Genomic DNA, 19,116 nt, shown 5'->3' on the forward strand with positions numbered 1-19,116 from the left:
CATTCAGTCCCTGGGAAGGCCGAGGATCCGCTCGGCGACGACGTTCAGCTGGACCTGTGTGGTGCCGCCGGCGATGGTCAGGCAGCGCGACATGAGCATCCCGTGCACCGCCCGCTCGCCCGCCCCCTCCCGCACCGCGCCCACCGGCCCCAGCAGTTCCAGCGCCAGCTCCGCCAGCCGCTGCTGGTGCGGGGTCTGGAGGAGTTTGCGTACGGAGGCACCCGCGCCCGGCTCCAGCCCCGACACCTGCCGCAGCGTGGTGCGCAGGCCGATGCAGGCCAGTGCGTGCGCCTCGGCGGCCAGCGCGCCGACCCGCGCCCGGTACGTGTCGTCCGGCCCGGCGGCGCAGGCCGCGATCAGCGCTTCGAGCCCCGTGTCGAAGGCCATCTGGTCGGCCATGTGCACGCGCTCGTTGCCGAGGGTGTTGCGGGCCACCTTCCAGCCCTCGTCGGCCGCCCCGACCAGCGCGTCGGCGGGCAGCGCGACCTCGTCGAAGTAGACCTCGTTGAACAGTGACTCCCCGGTGATCTCCTTCAGCGGCCGGATGTCGATGCCGGGCGTGCGCATGTCGACCACGAAGTAGCCGAGGCCCTTGTGCTTGGGCGCCTGCGGGTCGGTCCGGGCGAGGAGGATCCCGAAGTCGGCGTGGTGTGCGGAACTCGTCCACACCTTCTGTCCGTTGACGATCCAGCCGCCCCCCTCCGCCGCCGGCTCCGCCTTCGTCCGCAGCGAGGCCAGGTCGGAGCCCGCGCCCGGCTCCGAGAAGAGCTGGCACCAGGTGACGTCCCCGCGCAGGGTCGGCATCAGGTACCTCTCCTGCTGCCGCGGGGTCCCGTGGGCGAGCAGCGAGGGCACGACCCAGGTGGCGATCCCGAGGTCGGCGAGCTTGACCCCGGCCGCCGCCAGTTCCTGCTGCACCACCAGCTGTTCGACGGGCCCGGCGCCCCGCCCGTACGGCGGCGGCAGGTACGGGGCCGCGTAGCCGGTCGGCGCCAGGACCTTGCGTGCGGCGGCCGGATCGAGACCCCTCGCCTCCCGGATCGCGCCGCGGGCCTTGGTGCGGTACGCGTCCGCCTCCGCCGGGAGCTCCAGGTGCAGCTCCCGCCGCGCGCCGGCCGCCGCGTACCCCGCGGCCCGTATCCGGTGCGCGTCGCCGGGGCCGAGCAACTGGCGGGCCACGACCGCCCGGCGCAGGAAGACGTGCGCGTCGTGCTCCCAGGTGAAGCCGATCCCGCCGAGCACCTGGATGCAGTCCTTGGCGCAGGAGTAGGCGGCGTCCATGGCGGTCGCGGCCGCGAGGGCGGTCACCAGCGAGCGCACCCCGTCCGGTTCCTCCAGCACCTGGGCGGCGTCCCAGGCCAGCGCCCGCGCCTGTTCCAGCCGGACCAGCATGTCGGCGCACAGGTGCTTGACGCCCTGGAACCGCCCGATGGGCCGGCCGAACTGCTCGCGCACCTTCGCGTACTCGGCGGCGGTGTGCACGGCCCAGGCGGCGGTTCCGCAGGCGTCGGCGGCGAACAGCGCGCAGGCCGCGTCCCGCACCAGATCGGAGTCCAGCTCCAGCAGCCGCCCGGCGGGAACGGCGACCGCGCGCGCCCGCACCTCGGCGCTGGGCCGGGTCGGGTCGGCGCTGTCATGGGTGCGCACGTCCAGGGAGGCGGCGTCGACCGCGAACCAGAGCGTCCCCGGGTCGGCCTCGGCGGCCAGCAGCACCAGCTCCGCCTCCCCGGCGCCGAGCACGGGCGGAGCGAGACCCTCCAGCAGGTGGCCGCCCCCCTCGACGGCGACGGCGGTCATGGTCCCGGGCCCGAGCGCGACGGCCCCCACCCGCCCGCCGAGCGGCTGCGCCCCGGCCCGCGCCAGGAGTACGGAGGCCAGCGCGCTCGGCAGGTAGGCCCCGGGCAGCGCAGCCCGGGCGGCCTCCTCCACGACGACGGCGAGGTCGAGCAGGGTCCCGCCCTCCAGGAGCGGGAACAGCAGCCCCGAATCGGCGAGGTCGTCCCAGTACGCGGGCCGCGCGCCGGTCTGCGGCGGGGTGTCGAGCAGCTTGCGCACTTCCTCGGCCGGCACGGCCCGCGCGAGCCGGCCGCGCACGGCGTCGGCCAACTCCCTTTGCTCTTGCGTGATTCCGATGCCCATGCGCGGCAGGCTAGAACACGTTCCATTCTGACGGAAGGTCAGATCGCCATCCGTTCCGCCCGGACCCGCCGTCCGGCGCCGGACACGACGAAGGCCCGCCTCCACCGCCCGGGCCTCCCCCCGTGCGAGCCGTACCGCGGGCCGAGGCCCCCCGGGCGTGGTGCCCTCCCGGGCGGTAGGGCACCATGGGCCGCCCACGCGCACCCCGCTCAGCAGGAGGAACCACCATGGCCAGCCCCAAGCCGGAGACCCTCGCCGCCTTCGAGGCCGCCAAGGGGTTCATGCCCGTGGGCGAGGGGCTCGCCCTGTACGCCGCCGCGGCCGAGGCGGCCGCGCTCGGTCTGCCGCTGCTGGAGGTCGGCACGTACTGCGGCCGCTCCACCCTCCTGCTGGCGGACGCCGCCCGTGAGGCGGGCGTGGCCGTCCTGACCGTCGACCACCACCGGGGCAGCGAGGAGCAGCAGCCCGGATGGGAGTACCACGACCCGACGGTGGTGGACCCCGAGATCGGGCTGATGGACACGCTGCCGACCTTCCGCCGCACCCTGCACCAGGCCGGTCTGGAGGAGTACGTGATCGCGATCGTCGGCCGGTCCCCGCAGGTGGCGGCGGCCTGGGGCGGCCCGCTGGGCTTCGTCTTCATCGACGGCGGCCACACCGACGAGCACGCGAACGGTGACTACGAGGGCTGGGCCCCGCACCTGGCCGTGGGCGGCACCCTGGTGATCCACGACGTGTTCCCGGACCCGGCCGACGGCGGCCAGGCCCCGTACCGGATCTACCTGCGCGCGCTCGCCTCCGGCGCCTTCGAGGAGGTCTCGGTGACGGACTCGCTGCGCGTCCTGCGGCGTACCGGCGAAGGCGTCTGACGGCAGCCGCGCCGAGGATTCACACATGCCTTAACCAATGGCCCGGCAGCCCGCATCCTGGCGATCATCCCCGACATGACCACGTACACGAACACGGACACCAACCCGGACGGCGTCGCGGCGGCTGCCGCCGGCACCTGGACCCTCGGCGGCGACACCGAGATCAGGCGGATCGGCTTCGGCGCCATGCGCTTGCCGCAGAGCGGCGAGGCGCTGGCGGCGGACGCCGTTCCCCGCGACCGGGAGCAGGCCGTCACCGTGCTGCGCCGGGCCGTTGAACTCGGGGTGAACCACATCGACACCGCCGCGTTCTACTTCTCACCGCTGCGCTCCGCCAACGAACTCATCAACCGGGCCCTGGCCCCCTACCCGGACGACCTCGTCATCGCCACCAAGGTCGGACCCGGCCGGGACCCGTCGGGCGAGTGGCTCCCCCATGCCACCGCGCGACAGCTGCGCGGCCAGGTCGAGGAGAACCTGCGCCAGCTCGGCCGCGACCACCTCGACGTGGTCAACCTGCGCATCGTCGGCGACGATCCGATCGCCGAGCGCTTCGGCGCACTGGCCGACCTGCGCGAGGCCGGGCTCATCCGCCACCTGGGCATCTCCAACGTCCGCCCCCACCACCTCGCGGAGGCCAGCGCCATCGCGCCCGTGGTGTGCGTGCAGAACATGTACGGCCTCGGAGTACGCCCCGAGGACGAGGAGTTCGTCCGGGAGTGCGGGCAGCAGGGGGTCGCGTTCGTGCCGTTCTACTCGATCGCCGGGCCCGGGCGCACGGCCGGTGCGATCGGCGGGACCGGGGTGGAGGAGGACGCCGCGGTGGCCGCCGTCGCGCGCGCCCACCGCGCGAGCCCGGCACAGGTCCGGCTGGCCTGGACCCTGCACCAAGGGGCGCACGTCCTGGCCATTCCCGGCACCGGCGACCCGCACCACCTCGACGCCAACGTGGCCGCCGGCGCCCTGCGCCTGTCCGGCGACGACCTCGCCGCCCTGAACTCCGTGCACCGTTCCTGAGCGTGCGGGCGGCGCCCCGTCCGGCTCCGCTAGCGCCCGGCGGTGTGGTTGGCTGTGCCGTATGGGTTCAGGGGAGGGCGTCCGGCGCGGCAGCGTCCCGGCCACGGGTGAGCGCCGCCGTGGGCCGGCGCCGCGGGCCGCGCCGCCCCTCGACCCCGAACTGGGCGCCGCACTGGCGGCGAACGGGTCGCGGGCGCCGGAGCCACTCACCCCGGCGAACCTTGCGGACCGGCAGCGGCGGGATGCCGCACGGCGGCCCAGGCCGACGGTCGAGGAGCTGGGCGCAGACGGGCGTTTCGAGGTGGCGGAACTCCGGGTGCCAGGACCGCCGGACGGCCCGGAGGTCACGCTCGTCAGCGCGCGGCCGGCCGGGCTCGCCGGGCGGCCGCTGCCGCTGCTGTACTACATGCACGGGGGCGGCCTGGTCATGGGCAACGCCTGGTCCGTGCTGCCGCGGATCCTGCGCGAGTGGGTCCTCCCCCTGGAACTGGCCGTCATCTCGGTCGAGTACCGGCTGGCGCCCCGGACGCAGTACCCGGGACCGCTGGAGGACTGCTACGCCGGGCTCGTCTGGGCGGCCGGCCACGCCGGCGTACTGGGCATCGACGCGGACCGCATCGTCATCGGCGGCAAGAGCGCCGGCGCCGGGCTCGCCGCGGCCCTCGCCCTGCTGGTCCGCGACCGGGGCGGTGCCGGGCCCCGCCCGTTGGGGCAACTGCTGCTGTCCCCGATGCTGGACGACCGCGGCAGCACCTTCTCCGGTCACCGGCCGGCCGGCCACGACGTGTGGGACCCCGCCTCCAACGAGACGGTGTGGAAGGCGGCGCTGGGCGACCGCTACGGCGCCGCGGACCTGCCGCCCTATGCGGCCCCGGCCCGTGCCACGGACCTTTCCCGGCTTCCCGCGGCCTACGTCGAGGTCGGATCGGCGGAGGTCTTGCGGGACGAGGGCGTGGCCTACGCGAACGCGATATGGCAGGCCGGCGGCCGGGCCGAGCTGCACGTGTGGCCCGGTGCCTGCCACGGCTTCGACTCCTTGGCACCGCGAGCGGCCCTCACCCGGGACGCCCGCGACGCCCGCACCCGCTGGCTCCGCCGCCTGCTCGCCCCGCCCCGGGCGTGATGCGGCGCCTTGCACCTCGGGCCGTTGCGGCCCTCGGGCATACAACTCCTCGGGCATACAACTCTCGGGCATATAAACAGACCACGCCCTCGGATGGCCCAGCTCCGGCCTCCCGGGGCGGGGCCGGTCTAGCATCGCGACGTGCGCTACGACGACAGTCCCCCGCCCCCGGAATCCGCCTCTTCGATCAGTCCGGACCGGCGCTGGTTCATGCGCCGGTCCGCCCTCACCATCGCGGCCGCGTCCCTCGTCCCGGCCGCCCTGGCGGCCTGGGTGCTGACCCAGGCGCTGACCGGGTCCGGGCACGACGGGCAGCCGCCCCCGGCCGCCGCCCCGCTGCCCGCCTCCCACGCCACCGGCCTGGACGGCAAACCGAACACCGCTGCCGGCGCCACCCCCACCGGTGCCGGCCGCTCCGGCACGGCCTCCTCCGCGCAGCCGCCCGCGGGGAGCCCACTGGCCGGCCGGACCGTGGTCGTCGACCCCGGCCACAACACCGGCAACTTCGACCACACCACCGAGATCGACCGCGAGGTGGACATCGGCACCAACCGCAAGGAGTGCGACACCACCGGCACCACCACCAACTCGGGCTACATGGAAGCCGACTTCACCATGGACGTGTCCCGTCGGCTGCGCACCCTCCTGGAGGCCAAGGGCCTCAAGGTGGTGTTCACGCACGAGACGGACCGCGCCTGGGGTCCCTGCATCGACGAGCGGGCCCGCATCGGCAACGAGGCGAAGGCCGACGCCGTAGTCTCGGTCCACGCGGACGGCGTCTCCGAGGGCAACCGCGGCTACCACGTGATCCTCCCCGCCGAGGTCAAGGGCGGGAAGGCGGACACCGCCAAGATCGTGGAACCCTCCCGGCTCCTCGGCGAACGCATCGCGAGGAACTTCGCCCGTACGACGGGATCGAGCCCGGCCAACTACCTCGGCGGCGGCACCGGTTTGGTGATCCGTGACGATCTGGGCGGACTGAACCTCTCAACCCGGCCCAAGGTGTTCATCGAATGCGGCAACATGCGTGACAGCAAGGACGCGGCGCAGTTGACGAATCCGCAGTGGCGCCAGAAAGCAGCGCAGGGCATCGCGGACGGTATCGTCGGCTTCCTGGGCGGGTAGTCCCCCTCCGGGGCCACCCGCCGCCCCGGCCCTCTCGGCCACGGGAAACCTCCGTACCATGGTGCCGCCCGCCCCGCTCCAGCTCTGATCTGCGACCGCGGCACCACGAGACGACCGAGACCGAGAAGGACACCTAAGACGTGAACATCCGCTCCCTCACTCGAGGCGACGGCGTGGTGATCGGAGCAGCGGTGCTGCTGTTCATCGCCTCGTTCCTCGATTTCTACTCCGTCACCGGCGCCGACATGCCGAGCGTGTGGAACACCGACTACAGCGGCCTGGCCCTGCCCGCGATCTTCCTGCTCGGCTTCGTCGCGGCGGGGCTGCTCATCTCCGCCCGCTTCCAGCCGGAGTCCCGCAAGGTCCTCGGTCTGCCCCTGGCCGCCTGGGGTACGGTGCTCGCCGTCGCGGCCGCCTGGAACGCCCTGTGGTCGCTGATCGTCTGCCCGGCCAGGGCGGACCTCGGCGCCGGCTGCATCCTGTCCTTCCTCGCGGCCCTCGCGCTGGCCGGTGTGGCCGTCGCCGGGCCGAAGATCCCCGCGCTGGCCGGTCAGCTCGTCCCCGAGCCGCGTCCGGCCGCCGTCCCGCCCTTCGGCGGTCAGCCCGGCGCCGGGTACGGCTACCCGGGCGCCCAGCAGCAGCCGTACGGGTCCACGCCGCAGCCCGTCCCGCCGTACGGCGGCACTCCGACGCCCGCCCCCGGCCCGCAGGACGCGGCCCAGACCCCGGCCCCCGGCCCGGCGGCGGACTTCTCCCCGTTCTGGTTCGCCGTCCCGGTGGCCCGGCCGCTCTTCCCGGAGGACGGCTCGCACACCCCGATCGCCGAACTCGCGCCCGGCACCTGGTACCTGGCCGTCGAGCAGCGCGGCGAAGCCACCCTGATCGCCCAGACCCAGGACGGCCGTCGCGGCGTCCTGAACGACACCTCCGGCATCCAGCGCGGATAGCCTCCGGTCGCCTCCCGACGGCCCCTCGCCCTTCCGGGCGGGGGGCCGTTGGCCTACAGTCTCCTGACGCAGCGTCAGGTGCGCGCCCGCCGGGGGCCCACCGGGGACTCACGGGGGGCCGCACATGCGCCTGGGACTCGCACTCGGCTACTGGGGCCGCGGCCCCGGCCCGGACCACCTCGCCCTCGCGACGGAGGCCGAGCGGCTCGGGTACGACTCGGTGTGGACGGCCGAGGCCTGGGGGTCGGACGCCTTTACCCCGCTGACCTGGATCGCCGCGCACACCTCCCGCATCCGGCTCGGTACCGCCCTGGCGCAGATGGCCGCCCGCAGCCCCACCGCCACCGCCATGCACGCCCTGACCCTGGACCACCTCTCGGGCGGCCGGATGATGCTGGGGCTCGGCCTGTCGGGGCCGCAGGTGGTGGAGGGCTGGTACGGGCGCCCGTTCCCCGCGAGCCCGCTCACCGCCACCCGGGAGTACGTGAACGTCGTCCGCCAGGTGCTGCGCCGCGAGGCGCCCGTCGCCCTCGACGGCCGCTTCCACAGCCACCCGTACCGCGGGCCCGACGGCACGGGCACCGGCAAGGCCCTCAAGCCGATCACCCACCCGCTGCGCGCGGACCTGCCCGTCCTGCTCGGTGCGGAGGGTCCGAAAAACATCGCCCAGACGACCCGGATCGCGGACGGCTGGCTCCCCCTGTACTGGTCGCCGACCCGCACCGACGTCTACCGGGCTTCCCTGACGGCGCTCCCCGAGAGCTTCATGATCGCGCCGATGGCCCGCGCCAAGGTCTGCGACGACGTCGCGGAAGGGCTGCTCCCGGTGAAGGCGATGCTCGGCTTCTACATCGGGGGCATGGGCCACGCGGCCCGCAATTTCCACGCCGACCTGATGGCCCGGATGGGCTACGAGGAGGAAGCCCGCCGCATCCAGGACCTGTTCCTCGCCGGGCGCAAGGAGGAGGCGGTGCTCGCGGTCCCCGACGCGTTCGCGGACGAGATCTCCCTGATCGGGCCGCGCGAGCGGATCGCGGAGCGCCTCGACCTCTGGCGCAAGGGCCCGGTCACCGACCTCCTCCTCACCGCCCCCGACCCACACACCCTGCGCGTCCTCGCGGAACTCAACACCTAGGCCTCCGGTACCGCGGCCAGCAGCTCCCGAAGGTCCAGCGGCATCACGGCGATCTCGATGGCCGGGCCGGCCGCGGGGGTGCAGGTGACGATGCGGGAGCCGGGGTTGATGGACAGGCCCTCCCGTACCGAGGGCGGCCGCACGGCGGTGGCGCGGGCACCGGTCAGGTCGACGGCCGGACCCCGGCGCGGGCGCCAGCGCGCCGCGCCCTGGTCGACGTACACCCGGCCGGACCGCCAGCGTCCCCGGCCGGCCGGGTGGCGGGCCATGCAGGGGAGGCCGGCGGGGGAGCCGGCCACCGCCCGCCGGCGCTGCGCGCGCCGGACCAGCCACCCGGTCACGGCGGCGACGACGGCAAGGAAGAGGAATCCGAACATCCGCTCATCCTAAGAGCGGTCCGGCCGCGTGGCTCCCGTCCGCAACGGGTCCCCTCCGCGAGCGGCTCGCGGGACCGCCGGGCGGGAGGCGCGGCGCGGCCCCGGACAGGGCCTACGCGGGCACCCCGGCGTCGGGGATGGTCTCTATCCGTTCCCGGTTGAGCAGGCAGGCCGGCAAGTACGGCTGCTTCGGATCGACCGGGAACCCCCGGTCGTAGGCGAGGCTCGCCATCGCGAGCGGCCCCAGCGCCAGCCGGGCGCGCGGCGCCCCCGACCCACCCCAGTAGCCGCCGTGCTCCGAGAGGGCCTCGGCCAGCGCCGCGGCGAAGGCCTCCGGGTCACCCGCGACGAGGCGGTGGAAGAGGGCGACCGGCTGGTAGTCCACCCGGTTCACGAAGTCCTTCGGCGCGTGCGCCAGCGCTTCGGGCAGGGACGCCTCCATCGTGGCGAGCAGCTTGTCCACGACGTCGTCCATGGGCCCTCGGGAGAAGTAGGTCCGCAGCGTGTCCGCCCAGTGCAGGACGTACTCGTCCACCGAGTCGTCCTCGCGCAGCCTCGCCATGGGCACCTGGCACAGCCGGCCGATCCGCTCGTGCTGGCGGCACACGATCGCGAGGTACAGGGCGTCGAGCCAGGCGCGGACGTCCGCGGGCGGTTCGGCGGGCGTCTCGGGCAGCTCCCTGACGAGGTCCTCGCCCAGCCGGCACTCCTGCGGCTGCGCGCCGGCGAACAGCGCCGAGCCGAGCTGCACGGCGGTGGCCCAGGCGTCCCAGGTGTCGATCCACGACGCGTCGGGATCGGCGGCGCAGTGGGCGTGGGCGAGCGCGAGGGCGGAGCCGAAGGCGTCGCCCAGCCCTGCCGGGTCCTCGGCGAGACGGCCCAACGACTCGGCGGTGGCGCAAGTGAGTTGGTCGACGTCGGGGGCGTCGGCCGTGGCGGGGGTGGCGAGCCGGCCCGCGCGGTCCAGACGGACCAGGCCCTTCATCAGGCCCAGCAGTCGCGGCGGCGGCTGGACGGAGAGGGTGCGGGTGTCCTCGTCGATGACGGTGAGCGACGTGAGTCCGCCCTCGTGCCACCAGTAGACCCGCGGCGACAGCTCGCCCGGCCCGTCGGCGTGGGCCCCCCACGCGTACTCGGCGAGGGTGTTGAGCGCGTCGACCACCGATCCGTCGCCGATCGGGTGGTACACGAGGTTGTGCCGGCTGGGCAGGACGACGAGGGCGCCGGCGTCCGGGAGTGGCTCGCCGGTGACCTGCCGGGCCACTTCGGACAGGAACAGCGCCTTGCTGGCGACGAAGTGGGAGTCTCCGTACACGGAGTGCAGCCGGGCCCCTTCCCGTCCGGGCACTTGCGCGTACTCGACGGGTACGCGCATCAGGTTGGCGTACCCCGCCCGCCCCAGCTCCTGGAGACCGACGCGCTCCACGTCGTGGTCGGTGAGGATCCGCACGCTGGTGGGACCGTCCAGGGCGTACGCGAAGACGAGCCCGTCGGCGACCACGCGCGCGTAGCGCATGGCCCCGGCGAGCTCGGGGGTGAACGCGTCCACGGGGAGCAGCCGGGCGTGTACGTCCCGGAGCAGTCCGGTTGCGTCCGTCGGGTGGGGGGCGTCGTCTCGGTTCACCCTCCCGACTCTACGAGGGGGGTGTGACAGAGCGACGCCGGGGCGGGCCGGGGCTGTTGCCCCCGCCCGCCGGGGCGCCGCCTACGGCGGGATCCGGAAGGGACGCCCTAGCCGCGCAGCTGGGACAGGCTCGGGACCTGGTCCTGGACGGGGGCTCCGGCGCTCTGGCCCGCGTCCTTGACGCCGCCGATCACGTTCTGGAAGTTGGTGACGTCCGCGTCGTTCGCGTCGCCCTTGCGGAGCTTGGAACCGAGGCCCTTGAGGGACTCGATGCCCGCGGTGAGCGGGGCCACCGCCTTCGACAGCAGCGGGTCGCCCTTGGCGTTGTTGACGGCCGCCTTGAGCCGGTTGTAGGCGAAGGCACCGGCCAGGCCGGCCTTGACGAGCGCGAACGTGCGCCCCTTGGCGCCCTTCTTGAACTTGCCCGCCTTGTAGGGCTTGATGATCCACTGGTAGGTCGCCCCGGCCGCGAGACCGGCGTTGGCGACGAAGCGGGTCTTGGCGAACTTCTGCCGCTCGGCGGAGGTACTGGGCGTCGGCTCGGCGGCGGCGGCCCGGGCGTCGGCTGCCGCGGCTGCTCCCTCGGCCTCCGCGAAGGCGGCCACGGCGACCGAGACGTCGTCGTTCTGGCTCGCGGTGACCGTGCCGGAGCCACCGCCGGAACCACAGGCGGTCGCACCGGCCAAGAGCGCGCAGGACAGCAGGGCCGCCGTCAGGGCGCGGCGGATTCGGACGGAAGTGGTGGGGTGGGACACGGTTGCCTCCGGGGACTGAGGTGTCCTCCGCAGCCTCGCCCGGACCGCGCGACTGCGCTACTCGGGGGACCCGTTCGGGGTTTGTCGCGCCCCGCGGCGGCAAGACGCGGGACATGCGGACATACACCAGAGCACCTGCCCGAGGTAGCGGCCTGGGCCGGGCCGTCGCCGTCCTGGCCGACGTGCTGGCTTTCGTGATCGGCCTGTGGATCCTGCTCTACCTGCTGGACGCCAACCGGGGTAACGCGTTCGTCGACTTCGTCCACGACGCCGCGACCTGGCTCGCCGGCTGGTCGTACGACCTGTTCACCTTCGACCGCGAGTGGGTCCAGGTGGTGGTCGGCTACGGCCTGGCGGCGGTGGTCTACCTCTTCATCGGTCACGTCGTCTCGGGCTGGCTCTACCGCCGCTGACCCCGGGACCCTCCCCCGGCCGCCGCCACGTCCGAAGTGGCGGCCGCCGGCGTTCCGGCGCCCGTGTCGAACCACAGCTCCGGGCGCTCCCAGCCGATCCTCGGCGGCGTCGGTGGCACCACGCCCACCCGCCGCGCCCCCAGGCGCCGGTAGAACTCCTCCGCCGGGGGATGCGCCACGACCCGCACGCCGGACAGACCGGCCTCCCGGGCACGTCCCTTCATGTGCTGCACCAGGAGCCGTCCGACGCCCGCGCCCTGCGCCTCGTCCGCCACGAACGCCAGGTCCAGCTCCGGCGGGTCCAGGACGAGGGCGTAGAAGCCGAGCACCCGCCCGTCCGGGCCGACGGCCACGAAGACCTCGTGCCGGGCGATGTAGTCGGCCGTGACCCGGTAGCCGGAGATGATCGAGGCGTACGCACCCGAGTAGGCCCCGGACTCCTGGACCAGCGCGGTGAGGCGCTCCGCGTCCTGGGCGAGGGCGCGTCTGATCGTCACGGACTGCATGCGCCGAAGTATAAGGACCCGGGCGTATAGGGGCGCAGCTGCTACCCGGCCCTTACCACCCGGCCCTTACCTGCCCGAGGCCCCTCAGCCGGCCGGGGTCTGGTCCTGTTCCCGGCCGCAGCAGTCCGGTTCGAGACCGGCGGGCAGCGAGAGGCCGCCGAAGACCTCGCCCGTCGCCTCGTCGCCGCCGAGCGCGGCGACGGCCAGCAGCAGCGAGCCCGCCGTCCAGGTCGTCTGCTCGACCGGCCAGACCGCCTCGTCCTGGAACACGTAGCCCGTCCAGTACATGCCGTTGTCGGCGCGCAGGTGCCCGATCGAGCGCAGGATCTCCAGCGCCCGGTCCGACTCCCCGATCGCCCACAGCGCGAGCGCCAGCTCGCAGGACTCCCCGCCCGTCACCCACGGGTTCGGCAGCACGCACCGCACGCCCAGCCCGGGGACCACGAACTCGTCCCACCGCTCCTCGATGCGCGCCCTCGCCTCGGCGCCGGTGACGGCGCCGCCCAGTACCGGGTAGTACCAGTCCATCGAGTACTGCGACTTGTCCAGGAACCGCTCCGGGTGCCGCCGTATCGCGTGCCCCAGCGCGCCCGCCGCCAGCTCCCAGTCCGGCTGCGGGTCCCCGCGGTGGTCGGCGATGGCCAGCGCGCACCGCAGCGCCTGGTGGATGGAGGAGGAACCCGTCAGCAGCGCGTCACCGACGGGCGTGCCGTCCGCCTCCCGCTTCCAGCCGATCTCGCCGCCCGGCTGCTGCAGCGCCAGTACGAACTCCACGGCCGAGTACACCGCCGGCCACATGCGGTCCAGGAACGGGTCGTCGCCCGTGGCCAGGTAGTGGTGCCAGACCCCGACCGCTATGTACGCGACGAAGTTGGTCTCCCGGCTCGCGTCCTGCGGCTCGGCGGTGTCCACCCCGTCCGGCCGGTCGGCGTAGGCCGCGTACCAGGAGCCGTCCTCGTTCTGGTGCCGCGCCAGCCACTCGTACGCCCGCTCCGCGGCCCGGTGCTCCCCGGCCGCGTCCAGCGCCATCGCGGCCTCGGTGTGGTCCCACGGGTCCAGGTGGTGGCCGCGGAACCACGGGATCGCCCCGTCGGCGCGCTGCGCCGCGAGGATCCCCGCCACCGTGCCCGCCGCCTGCTCGGCGGTCAGCACGCCGTCCAGGACCAGGTGTTCGGTGCGTCCGGGAGTGCTCACTGCGCCGCGCCGAGGGGGAGGTGCGGCTTGGTCGCGTACGCCACGAAGCTCTTGCCGATGACCGGGTTGAGGGCCTGCTCGGCGAGGCGCGTCGCCAGCGGCTTCTTCATGATGTCCCAGACCAGGAGCTTGTGGTACGCCTTCACCGGCAGCGCCTTGTCGTTGTCGACGCCGAACGCGCACTTGAGCCACCAGTACGGGGAGTGCAGGCCGTGCGCGTGGTGCGTGCCGTACGGCTTGAGGCCCGCGGCCTCCATCTTCCCGAGCAGCTCGTCCGCCTTGTAGATGCGGATGTGGCCGCCCTCGACCTCGTGGTAGGCGTCGGAGAGCGCCCAGCAGATCTTCTCGGGGCCGTAGCGCGGCACGGTGACCGCGATGCGGCCGCCGGGCTTGAGCACGCGCACCATCTCGGCGAGGACGCCCTTGTCGTCGGGGATGTGCTCCATCACCTCGGAGATGATGACGACGTCGAAGGACTCGTCCGGGAAGGGCAGGGCCAGCGCGTCGCCCTCCATGGCGGTGGCGGTGGCGCCCGCGGGCGCCTCGCCGGCCTCCTTCATGGCGGCGAACCACTTGGCGACTTCGCGGATCTCTTCGCCGTTGCGGTCCACGGCGACCACCTGGGCGCCGCGCCGGTAGCACTCGAAGGCGTGCCGGCCTGCGCCGCAGCCCAGGTCGAGCACACGGTCGCCTGCGGCGAGCGGGAACCGGGAGAAATCGACGGTCAGCACGGGGTCCTGCCTTCGCGGGTCGCGGGGGTGTACGGGTGGTGGGTCGAAACGGTGTCAGCGCGAGCGACGGGAACGGGCCTGCTCGATGGCGGCCCGGTAGTGGACCACGGTCCCCTCGGCGGCCTTCGCCCAGGTGAACCGGGCCAGGACTCTCTCGCGTCCGGCGGCGCCGAGGCGGGCGCGCAGCCGCTCGTCACCCAGCAGCCGGCCCAGCGCGGCGGCCAGTGCCCCCGCGTCGCCGGGCGGCACGGCGAGGCAGGTCTCCCCATCGGGGCCGGCGACCTCGGGGATCGCCCCGCCGGTGGTGGCGACGAGCGGCGTACCGGTGGCCATGGCCTCGGCGGCCGGCAGCGAGAAGCCCTCGTAGAGGGAGGGCACGCAGGCGACCTGCGCACTGCGCACCAGGTCCACGAGTTCGGCGTCGGTGATGCCCTTCACGAACCGCACGGCGTCCTGGAGCCCGTACGTCTCGATCGCGCGGGCGACCGGGCCCTTCTCGGCGCGTTTGCCGACGACGACCAGGTGGGCGTCGGGTCGTTCGGTGCGCAGCTTGGCGAGCGCCTCGACGAGGTGGACGAGCCCCTTGAGCGGCACGTCGGCGCTGGAGGTCGTCACGATCCGCCCGGGCACCTCCGCCACCGAGGCGTCGGGCGACCACAGGTCGGTGTCGGCGCCGATGTGGACGACGTGGATGCGCTCGTCGCGCACACCGAGGTGCTCTGCGATCTCCTGCCGGGAGGAGCCGGAGACGGTCAGCACCGACGGCAGGCGGCGGGCCACGCGGCCCTGCATGCGGGTGAAGCCGTACCAGCGGCGGACGGAAAGGCGCTTCTTGCGGTCCTTGGCGGCGGCCAGGTCCAGCTTCCGGTCCACGGTGATGGGGTGGTGGATCGTGGTGACGAGAGGAGCGCCCAGCTCGCCCAACAGGCCGTAGCCGAGGGTCTGGTTGTCGTGGATGACGTCGAAGTCCCCGGCGCGCGCGGCGAGATGGCGGCGGGCCCGCAGGGAGAACGTCAGGGGCTCGGGGAAGCCGCCGGTCCACATGGTGGCGACCTCAAGGGCGTCGATCCAGTCCCGGTACTCCTCGCGTCCCGGAGTGCGGAACGGGTCGGGGCTGCGGTAGAGGTCCAGGCTCGGCAGCTCGGTGAGGGTGGCGCCGGTGTCGAGCACCGGGTAGGGCTGCGCGCCGATGACTTCCACCGAATGGCCCAGCCGTACGAGCTCGCGCGAAAGGTGCCGGACGTAGACGCCCTGGCCACCGCAGAACGGGTTCCCCTTGTAGGTGAGGAGTGCGATGCGCAACGGGCGGTCGCCGTCGGCGACGGAACCCGCGAAAGGGCTCGTCACCATGGCCTCTGCGGTCACTCTCGGCCCCCTTCTCCCTGCACTTTCGCCGGAGCGTAACCGCTCGCATAATGTAGAACAAGTTTCAGACTTGATCCGTCGAAGAGCATTGAATCTACCGGCCGGAAACCACACCGTAAGAGGCGGAGCAGGTGATTCACGCCACGGCTCCGGCGGCTGACATGCTGACGGGCGAACCCGGCGCGAGCAGCCCCGCCAACGACACGGAACGCCTTGGAACAGGACAGATGACAGTGGAAGCGAAGGCCGTGACCACACCGGCGTCCCCGCCCCTGACGGAGCGCCAGGAGGCGCGCCGCCGGCGGATCCTGCACGCCAGCGCGCAGCTGGCCGGCCGGGGCGGGTTCGACGCGGTCCAGATGCGCGAGGTCGCGGAGGCGGCGGGCGTGGCGCTGGGCACCCTGTACCGGTACTTCCCCTCCAAGGTCCACCTGCTGGTGGCCACCATGCAGGACCAGCTCCAGCACATGCACACGACGCTGCGCAAACGGCCCCCGGCGGCCGAGGACCCGGCGGCCCGCGTCGCGGAGACCCTCATGCGCGCGTTCCGGGCCCTGCAGCGGGAGCCGCACTTGGCGGACGCGATGGTGCGCGCCCTGACGTTCGCGGACCGCAGCGTGAGCCCGGAGGTCGACACGGTCTCGCGACTGACGACGGCGATCATCCTGGACGCGATGGGCCTGGAGTCCGCGCCGACGGCGGAACAGCTCTCGGCGGTCCGGGTGATCGAGCACACCTGGCACTCGGCTCTGATCACCTGGCTCTCGGGCCGCGCCTCGATCGCCCAGGTCAAGATCGACATCGAGACGGTCTGCCGCCTGATCGACCTGACGGCGCCGGAAAGGGCCTGAACGCGTCGTAGGCGGGGGGCGGGAGCGGGGTTTCGGCCGGGGTGCTCGCCCCGCCGGGCGGGGTTGCGGGGGCGGGGTGTTCACCGGACCGGCTCAGAGACGGCATGGGGGTTTCCCGTCAGTCCGATCGTCTCTCCGCGTCGGCCCGGTCCCTCAAGGGCGCTCGCTGCGCTCGCGTCGCTTCGCGATGGCCTTCGGCCACCCTTGACCGACCGGCCCGCCACGGATCAACGAAGACTGACGGGAAACCCCCAGAGGAACGGGCCGGTGCCTGCTTTCTGCCCATCCCCCTCACAGCTGCAGGGGCCCCACTCCTGGATACCGCGCCAGATCGCTACGCGCTCCCCCCGTCCCAGCGTCTCCGGACCGTCTTGGGCTGGACATAGGCCGCCCACGGCCCCCTCCAGCCGCCCCGGACTGCGACTGCGGGCCGCCCGGCCTCCTGTCGGAGCCTGAGGTGGAGAAATCCGGCATCAGACTCCGACAAGAGCCCTTCACCGCCCGCAGACGCCCACCGCCCGCACCACATGCCCGAATTGGCGGCCTATGTCCAGCCCCAGACGGTCTGCGGACGCCGGGACGGGAGGAGCGCGTAGCGATCTGATGCGCGGGGACCCCGCCTCGGATCGCTGACGTGGCCGCTCCTCCGGGTCTCTGCCCGGTGATCGTTCTCTTGGGGGGTTCCCGGCAGTCTTCGTTGATCCGTGGCGGGCCGGTCGGTCAAGGGTGGCCGAAGGCCATCGCGAAGCGACGCGACGAAGGAGCGCCCTTGAGGGACCGGCCCGACGCGGAGAGACGATCGGACTGACGGGAACCCCCCATGCCCTCTCTGATCCCGTCCGGTGTACACCCCGCCCCCGCAACCCCGCCCGGCAGGCCGAGCACCCCGGCCGAAACCCCGCCCCCGCAACCCCCGCCCAGCGGGCCGAGCACCCCGGCCGACACCCCGCCCCCCGGCCCCGCCCAGCGGGCCGAGCACCCCGGCCGACACCCCGCCCCCCGAAACCCCGCCCCCCGAAGCCCCGCCCCTACTCCTCCGGCGGGAACACCGCCTCCCCCGTGGTCAGCAGCGTGATCGTGATGGCCTCCACCGGGCAGCCTTCGGCCGCCGTCAGGAGCAGCTCGTTCGCGTCGGTTTCCGGCTCGCGGGGGTGGGACTGGCGTGCCGAGTCGAGGGTGAAGCCCGCCGGGGCGTGGTTCACGCACATGCCCGAGCCGATGCACACCCCGCGGTCGACCTCCACCTGCCAGCGGTCACCCATCAGGCACCGGTCCCCGGGGCCTGGTACCCCGCCGGAAGGTGGATCATCTTGTGCTCCAGGTACTCGCTCAGCCCCTCGGGCCCGAACTCCCGGCCCACGCCGCTGTTCTTGTAGCCGCCGAACGGCCCCAGCATGTCCAGGCTGAAGGTGTTCACGTTGAAGGTGCCGGTGCGGACGGCGCGGGCGAAGTCGAGGCCGTGTTCCACGTCGCCGGTCCAGACGCTGCCGCTGAGGCCGAACTCCGAGTCGTTGGCGACCCGTACCGCCTCGGCCTCGTCCCCGTAGGGGATCAGGCACACCACCGGGCCGAAGATCTCCTCCTGGGCGATCCGCATCGAGTTGTCGACGTCCCCGAAGAGGGTGGGTTCGACGTACCAGCCCCGCTCCAGGCCCGCCGGGCGGCCGCCGCCGGTGAGGACCTTGGCGCCTTCCTCCTGCCCGATCCGGATGTAGTCCAGCGAGCGCTGCTGCTGCCGCTGCGCCACGAGCGGCCCGAGCTGCGTCGCCGGGTCCAGCGGGTCTCCGACGACCAGCGCGGCCGCGGCGGCGGCGAGGGCCTCGGCCACCTCCCCGTAGCGGCTGCGCGGCGCGAGGACCCGGGTCTGGGCCACGCAGGCCTGCCCGTTGTTCATCCAGGCGGCCGGGACGATCCCGGCGATGGTGGACTCCAGGTCGGCGTCCGGAAGGATCACGGCGGCGGACTTGCCGCCGAGTTCGAGGGTGACCCGGGTCAGGTTGCGCGCGGCGACCTCCATGACGCGCCTGCCGGCCGCCACCGAACCGGTGAAGGCGACCTTGTCCACGCCGGGGTGCCCGACGAGGTACTCGCTGACCTCCCGGTCGGCGGGCAGGATCGACAGCACGCCCTCCGGCAGGCCGGCCTCCCGCGCGATGTCGGCCAGGATGTAGGAGTCGAGCGGCGACTCCGGCGAGGGCTTGAGGATCACCGCCGAGCCGGTGAGCAGCGCGGGCGCCAGCTTGGCGGCGGCCACGAACTGCGGGACGTTCCACGGGATGACGGCGGCGACGACCCCCACCGGCTCGCGCCGCACCAGGATCGGCCCGAGCACGCCCTGGCGGTGTTCCTCGTACCGGTAGTCGCGCGCGACGGTGATCGCGGCGTCGTAGACCATCATCGGGCCCAGCGCCTGGGCGAGGACGCTCCAGGAGTACGGGGACCCGTTCTGGGAGCTGATCGAGCGCGCGATCTCCTCGTGCCGGACGGCGATGGCGTCCTTGATCCGGGAGACGACGGCTATCCGCTCCTCCAGGGTCATCCGGGGCCAGGGCCCCTCGTCGAAGGCCTTGCGGGCGGCGGCGACGGCGCGGTCCACGTCCGCCGCGCTCGCGTGCGGGACGCTGCCGATGACCTGTTCGGTGTGGGGTGAGACGACGGAGATGGTGGCGTCGCCCAGCGGATCCGTCCACTGCCCGCCGATGAACAGCTGTCCGTGTTCCACGAGCTCGGTCATGGCAAGGCCTCCTGCGGCTACCAGCGGGCTGGGCGTCCCAGAACTGATACCAGTTCTAGTTGCAGGAGTCCACGGCGCGCACGCAACAGCCGGGGCGCGGATCCGACGACTAGTCAGAACCCGTACCCGGATGGTGGACTGGGGCGACCAATGCAACACGTTCTCGTTCCGTGCTCCCGTTCCGCACCCGTTCCACGTTCTCGTCCCCTGG

Annotated in this window: 18 protein-coding genes; 8 read left to right on the plus strand and 10 right to left on the minus strand. The window is 73.5% G+C overall.

The features are described from left to right. Nucleotides 1-3 precede the first annotated feature (3 nt). Nucleotides 4-2,139 carry an acyl-CoA dehydrogenase family protein gene (locus OHA81_RS10375; protein ID WP_329194856.1) on the minus strand — a complete coding sequence of 712 codons (2,136 nt, stop codon included), beginning with the start codon at nt 2,137-2,139 and terminating at the stop codon, nt 4-6. Nucleotides 2,140-2,366: 227 nt separating this feature from the next. Between OHA81_RS10375 and OHA81_RS10380 the strand changes: the two genes are divergently transcribed. The 6 genes from OHA81_RS10380 (at nt 2,367) to OHA81_RS10405 (ending at nt 8,355) form a co-directional block, all read left to right on the plus strand. Continuing rightward, nucleotides 2,367-3,008 carry a class I SAM-dependent methyltransferase gene (locus OHA81_RS10380; protein ID WP_329194858.1) on the plus strand — a complete coding sequence of 214 codons (642 nt, stop codon included), beginning with the start codon at nt 2,367-2,369 and terminating at the stop codon, nt 3,006-3,008. 75 nt (nt 3,009-3,083) lie between these two features. Then, nucleotides 3,084-4,025: an aldo/keto reductase gene (locus OHA81_RS10385; protein WP_329194860.1), complete on the plus strand. Its 942-nt coding sequence runs from the start codon at nt 3,084-3,086 to the stop codon at nt 4,023-4,025. 61 nt (nt 4,026-4,086) lie between these two features. Beyond that, the gene (locus tag OHA81_RS10390; RefSeq protein ID WP_329194862.1) at nt 4,087-5,148 is read left to right on the plus strand and encodes an alpha/beta hydrolase fold domain-containing protein; all 1,062 of its coding nucleotides are present in this window, start codon (nt 4,087-4,089) and stop codon (nt 5,146-5,148) included. 141 nt (nt 5,149-5,289) lie between these two features. Further along, a complete protein-coding gene (locus OHA81_RS10395) occupies nt 5,290-6,273 on the plus strand; it encodes an N-acetylmuramoyl-L-alanine amidase (RefSeq protein WP_329194864.1) in 984 nt (327 codons plus the stop codon). Between the two features lie 140 nt (nt 6,274-6,413). After that, the gene (locus tag OHA81_RS10400) at nt 6,414-7,220 is read left to right on the plus strand and encodes a hypothetical protein (protein ID WP_329194865.1); all 807 of its coding nucleotides are present in this window, start codon (nt 6,414-6,416) and stop codon (nt 7,218-7,220) included. 124 nt (nt 7,221-7,344) lie between these two features. Beyond that, nucleotides 7,345-8,355, plus strand: coding sequence for an LLM class F420-dependent oxidoreductase (locus OHA81_RS10405; protein ID WP_329194866.1), 1,011 nt, complete (start codon nt 7,345-7,347; stop codon nt 8,353-8,355). Here the strand turns inward: OHA81_RS10405 and OHA81_RS10410 are convergent. From OHA81_RS10410 to OHA81_RS10420, 3 genes are all read right to left on the minus strand, one after another. Continuing rightward, complete coding sequence (locus OHA81_RS10410; RefSeq protein WP_329194869.1) at nt 8,352-8,732, minus strand: hypothetical protein; 381 nt, start codon at nt 8,730-8,732, stop codon at nt 8,352-8,354. The genes OHA81_RS10405 and OHA81_RS10410 overlap by 4 nt on opposite strands. Before the next feature lie 112 nt (nt 8,733-8,844). Further along, entirely contained in the window at nt 8,845-10,356 is a 1,512-nt protein-coding gene (locus tag OHA81_RS10415; RefSeq protein ID WP_329194871.1) for an immunity 49 family protein, read from the minus strand. A gap of 107 nt (nt 10,357-10,463) precedes the next feature. After that, the gene (locus tag OHA81_RS10420) at nt 10,464-11,111 is read right to left on the minus strand and encodes a hypothetical protein (RefSeq protein WP_329194872.1); all 648 of its coding nucleotides are present in this window, start codon (nt 11,109-11,111) and stop codon (nt 10,464-10,466) included. Between the two features lie 113 nt (nt 11,112-11,224). Between OHA81_RS10420 and OHA81_RS10425 the strand changes: the two genes are divergently transcribed. Next, nucleotides 11,225-11,524 (plus strand): hypothetical protein, encoded by a 300-nt coding sequence (locus tag OHA81_RS10425; protein ID WP_329194873.1) that lies wholly within the window; start codon nt 11,225-11,227, stop codon nt 11,522-11,524. Here OHA81_RS10425 and OHA81_RS10430 read toward each other — a convergent pair. From OHA81_RS10430 to OHA81_RS10445, 4 genes are all read right to left on the minus strand, one after another. Next, the gene (locus tag OHA81_RS10430) at nt 11,512-12,030 is read right to left on the minus strand and encodes a GNAT family N-acetyltransferase (protein WP_329194875.1); all 519 of its coding nucleotides are present in this window, start codon (nt 12,028-12,030) and stop codon (nt 11,512-11,514) included. The genes OHA81_RS10425 and OHA81_RS10430 overlap by 13 nt on opposite strands. A gap of 84 nt (nt 12,031-12,114) precedes the next feature. Then, nucleotides 12,115-13,224 carry a prenyltransferase/squalene oxidase repeat-containing protein gene (locus tag OHA81_RS10435; protein WP_329194877.1) on the minus strand — a complete coding sequence of 370 codons (1,110 nt, stop codon included), beginning with the start codon at nt 13,222-13,224 and terminating at the stop codon, nt 12,115-12,117. Further along, nucleotides 13,221-13,955, minus strand: coding sequence for a class I SAM-dependent methyltransferase (locus OHA81_RS10440; RefSeq protein ID WP_329194879.1), 735 nt, complete (start codon nt 13,953-13,955; stop codon nt 13,221-13,223). Before OHA81_RS10440 ends, OHA81_RS10435 begins: the two co-directional genes overlap by 4 nt. Before the next feature lie 54 nt (nt 13,956-14,009). Beyond that, nucleotides 14,010-15,320 (minus strand): glycosyltransferase family 4 protein, encoded by a 1,311-nt coding sequence (locus OHA81_RS10445; protein WP_329194880.1) that lies wholly within the window; start codon nt 15,318-15,320, stop codon nt 14,010-14,012. A 227-nt stretch (nt 15,321-15,547) separates the two neighbouring features. Between OHA81_RS10445 and OHA81_RS10450 the strand changes: the two genes are divergently transcribed. Continuing rightward, nucleotides 15,548-16,171, plus strand: coding sequence for a TetR family transcriptional regulator (locus tag OHA81_RS10450; RefSeq protein ID WP_190182302.1), 624 nt, complete (start codon nt 15,548-15,550; stop codon nt 16,169-16,171). Nucleotides 16,172-17,199: 1,028 nt separating this feature from the next. Here OHA81_RS10450 and OHA81_RS10455 read toward each other — a convergent pair. Both OHA81_RS10455 and OHA81_RS10460 read right to left on the minus strand, forming a co-directional pair. Further along, nucleotides 17,200-17,433, minus strand: coding sequence for a ferredoxin (locus tag OHA81_RS10455; protein WP_329194883.1), 234 nt, complete (start codon nt 17,431-17,433; stop codon nt 17,200-17,202). After that, nucleotides 17,433-18,905: an aldehyde dehydrogenase gene (locus tag OHA81_RS10460; protein ID WP_329194885.1), complete on the minus strand. Its 1,473-nt coding sequence runs from the start codon at nt 18,903-18,905 to the stop codon at nt 17,433-17,435. Before OHA81_RS10460 ends, OHA81_RS10455 begins: the two co-directional genes overlap by 1 nt. Between the last annotated feature and the right edge of the window lie 211 nt (nt 18,906-19,116).

Origin of the sequence: Streptomyces sp. NBC_00667 (assembly GCF_036226825.1) — a bacterium.
Lineage (GTDB): Bacteria > Actinomycetota > Actinomycetes > Streptomycetales > Streptomycetaceae > Streptomyces.

What these genes read in the sequence shown, in the direction of transcription:
- OHA81_RS10375 (WP_329194856.1), bottom strand. Translation starts at nt 2,139, where the DNA reads ATGGGCATCGGAATCACGCAAGAGCAAAGGGAGTTGGCCGACGCCGTG.
- OHA81_RS10380 (WP_329194858.1), top strand. Translation starts at nt 2,367, where the DNA reads ATGGCCAGCCCCAAGCCGGAGACCCTCGCCGCCTTCGAGGCCGCCAAG.
- OHA81_RS10385 (WP_329194860.1), top strand. Translation starts at nt 3,084, where the DNA reads ATGACCACGTACACGAACACGGACACCAACCCGGACGGCGTCGCGGCG.
- OHA81_RS10390 (WP_329194862.1), top strand. Translation starts at nt 4,087, where the DNA reads ATGGGTTCAGGGGAGGGCGTCCGGCGCGGCAGCGTCCCGGCCACGGGT.
- OHA81_RS10405 (WP_329194866.1), top strand. Translation starts at nt 7,345, where the DNA reads ATGCGCCTGGGACTCGCACTCGGCTACTGGGGCCGCGGCCCCGGCCCG.
- OHA81_RS10410 (WP_329194869.1), bottom strand. Translation starts at nt 8,732, where the DNA reads ATGTTCGGATTCCTCTTCCTTGCCGTCGTCGCCGCCGTGACCGGGTGG.
- OHA81_RS10425 (WP_329194873.1), top strand. Translation starts at nt 11,225, where the DNA reads ATGCGGACATACACCAGAGCACCTGCCCGAGGTAGCGGCCTGGGCCGG.
- OHA81_RS10430 (WP_329194875.1), bottom strand. Translation starts at nt 12,030, where the DNA reads ATGCAGTCCGTGACGATCAGACGCGCCCTCGCCCAGGACGCGGAGCGC.
- OHA81_RS10450 (WP_190182302.1), top strand. Translation starts at nt 15,548, where the DNA reads ATGACAGTGGAAGCGAAGGCCGTGACCACACCGGCGTCCCCGCCCCTG.
- OHA81_RS10455 (WP_329194883.1), bottom strand. Translation starts at nt 17,433, where the DNA reads ATGGGTGACCGCTGGCAGGTGGAGGTCGACCGCGGGGTGTGCATCGGC.
- OHA81_RS10460 (WP_329194885.1), bottom strand. Translation starts at nt 18,905, where the DNA reads ATGACCGAGCTCGTGGAACACGGACAGCTGTTCATCGGCGGGCAGTGG.